This is a genomic window from Amycolatopsis kentuckyensis (assembly GCF_041679295.1).
Classification (GTDB): Bacteria; Actinomycetota; Actinomycetes; order Mycobacteriales; family Pseudonocardiaceae; genus Amycolatopsis; species Amycolatopsis kentuckyensis_A.
Map to the genome: position 1 here is coordinate 1 of NZ_JBGDMD010000037.1, position 2,501 is coordinate 2,501.

3 protein-coding genes are annotated in these 2,501 nt (G+C 64.6%); all 3 read right to left on the reverse strand.

What is annotated here, in order from left to right:
- Positions 1-87 precede the first annotated feature (87 nt).
- On the reverse strand, positions 88-1,341 hold the full coding sequence (locus ACERZO_RS50245; protein ID WP_372673153.1) for a tyrosine-type recombinase/integrase: 1,254 nt from the start codon (positions 1,339-1,341) through the stop codon (positions 88-90).
- Positions 1,328-1,762, reverse strand: coding sequence for a hypothetical protein (locus ACERZO_RS50250; RefSeq protein ID WP_372673154.1), 435 nt, complete (start codon positions 1,760-1,762; stop codon positions 1,328-1,330). The genes ACERZO_RS50245 and ACERZO_RS50250 overlap by 14 nt, the downstream gene beginning before the upstream one ends.
- 118 nt (positions 1,763-1,880) lie before the next feature.
- Complete coding sequence (locus tag ACERZO_RS50255) at positions 1,881-2,285, reverse strand: hypothetical protein (protein WP_372673155.1); 405 nt, start codon at positions 2,283-2,285, stop codon at positions 1,881-1,883.
- Between the last annotated feature and the right edge of the window lie 216 nt (positions 2,286-2,501).

Consider the following 2,501-nt stretch of genomic DNA (forward strand, 5'->3'; position numbering starts at 1 on the left):
CTACTACTGACGACCTGCGGTTTTGTGTTTTCCAAGGTGATCCAAGAGGATCCAATGTAACCCGCTGAAACCGCGGGTTCTAGCAGGTCAGGACACCTTTGAGGACTCCCCTGGTCCAATGTCGCCAAGTGTCGTCCCGTGGGGCTCCGCCCCACGCTGTGCCCCACGGGACGCCCCGCCCTCGATAGCGCGAAGACCCGAGTTGCCCTCGAACTTGTCGAGGAACTCGACCTCGTTCACTTCCTCGTCGGCGATGTACTCGAGCGTCTGATCGGTGTGGGCGTGGCCCATCAGGATTCGGATGGTGTTGAGGTCGATGCCGGCCCGCTTCGCGCGGGTGGCGAAGCCCCGCCGCATCGTGTACGGCCCGTTGGCCGCGTCCATTTCCTGCCGCCCGGCGGCCCGAGTCATCAACTGCGCGTAGTTCCTCGGCGTCATCGGCTTGCCCCGCGGCGACAGGAACACGATCACGCTTTTGCACGGCTTCCCGTTGAAGTGCGGCACGCCGCACCCGGCGGTCAGGTCACGTCCGTCTAATGCCTCTTCGACGGCCGTAAACGCGGCCTCCGTGAGCGGAACCCACCGGCCGTCCTCGTCCTTCGGCCATGGCCGGATCACCTTGAGCTTGCTGACGTACACGTCCTGCAGGTGTACCCGCTTGTTCTTCAGGTCCACGTGATCCGCGTGGAGGCCGCACAGCTCGCCTGGACGTGCGCCGGTGTCGTGCTGGAACCGGCGCGCGCGGGCCACCCGTGGGTGCAGCCCTGCGTCGATGGCTGCCCCGTAGTCGACGGTCATGTGCCTCTTGGTGCGTCGGCTCTTCTTCGTCTTCTTCGGGTTCTTGAACAGCTTGATCTTCACGCATGGCGAGGCGTCGAGCAGTCCTTCATCGACGGCCAGGTTCATAGACGTGGTGAAGGAGCCCGCGATCCGGCCGATGTACGACGGCTTCCGGCTGCCGTCATCGAGGCTCCACACCCATCGCTGGACGTCAGTCCGCTTGATCTGGTTGAGCTGCTTGTCACCCCACTTCTCCTCGAAGAAGTTTCGGAATAGGCCGTCTTCGATGTCCGGTGACGAACTGATCTTGTTCTCGTGGCGCGTTGCGCTGAGCTTCGCCCACCAATCCCGGTAGAGGGTCTTCCCGTTCCCCTGCGTGGTGGGCGCCTTCCGGCGCGCCTCGGCGGCCGCGTCCTCGGCGGCTTCCTTTGCGTCGGTCTTCCGGACGAACGGCTGCCCGTTCTCGTCCTCGGAGACGTACCGCTTCCGCTTCTTGTCACCATCCTTGATCCAATAGCCGCCGCGGTAGTGTCCCGACGGCAGTTGTTCAGCCCATGCCATTACCACCTCCGTTGATCACGCCGAACCGGGTCTGCTGTTCCTGCTCGAAGATCGCTGCGCTGACCCGGGCGACCTGCTGCGCCTGCCACTCGGCGCGGAACCCGTCGACCTCCTTGTGCACCTTCTTCAGGGCGGCCGCGATCTCGGTCTTCGAAGCCGCTCGGTTCGCCTCGTAGCACGCGGCTTGGTGTCTGATGACGCGTTGACCAGTCCAGACGATGCAGCTCGAGCACGCGAACGTCGCGGCGAGGATCGCGGAGAAGTTCATCACCGCCAGCGGGAGACCGGCGGTGATCACGAAAAGCAGCAACACGAGTGCCGCGAGCCCACCGATTGCTCCAACGCCGGCGAGAACTGCGGCGATGTGGGGCGCGATCGGCGACGCCGGGGGGACCGCTTGCGTCGAGGGGCGGGCAGCCATGTGTTTCCCTCCAGTTTGGGTTGTCTTGGTACCTCCATTGGCGTTGGTACGTTCGTTCGAGGTCTACGAGGTGTAACCGGGTCCAACCCTTTCGGCCGAATGGCCGATCACAGATCGGTTAACCCACTTCACGGCGCGTCTCTTTTGGACTAGAAGACCCTTGAACGTCGTTCGATCGGCGCAACTCCATCGCTCTCCGTAGCCAGTCTTCGGCGAACTCGACGCCGGACACGGCTTGGATCCGCAACTTCATCTCGGCCAGCTCGTCCGGCGACATGGCGATGACCTCGGCGCGCGCGCGTGCGGCGTCGTCGACCCCGGCCTGCAGTGGCCGCGGTTCTTCTCCGCGGAGCACGGCAGCTGCGCTGCCGGGCGCCCAACCCACGTGCTGCTCGACGATCGCGAGGGTGTCGCGGCCGACCGACTTTCCCTGCTCGAGGCGGTAGTGGGTTTTGTCGCCGATGCCGGTGGCGGCGGCGAAGGCGCGAGTCGTCCGGTAGCCGGCGGCGATGCGCGCGGTCACGACGTAAGAGGACAGTCGCGTCCAATCTGGTCCAGTCACACGCAGAGGGTGACGGCCCGGTCCTCGCATGTCTAGCCGCCTGGTCGGTCCGCGGCGGTCGTTGACGCCCACTTTGATCCCCTCTCGTCCAATGCTGACCAATATAGACCGGGCAGTAGTACCACGACTACCGGCTGAAAGGGTGGCGTGACCACTTTGTGACCCCCAATACCTACC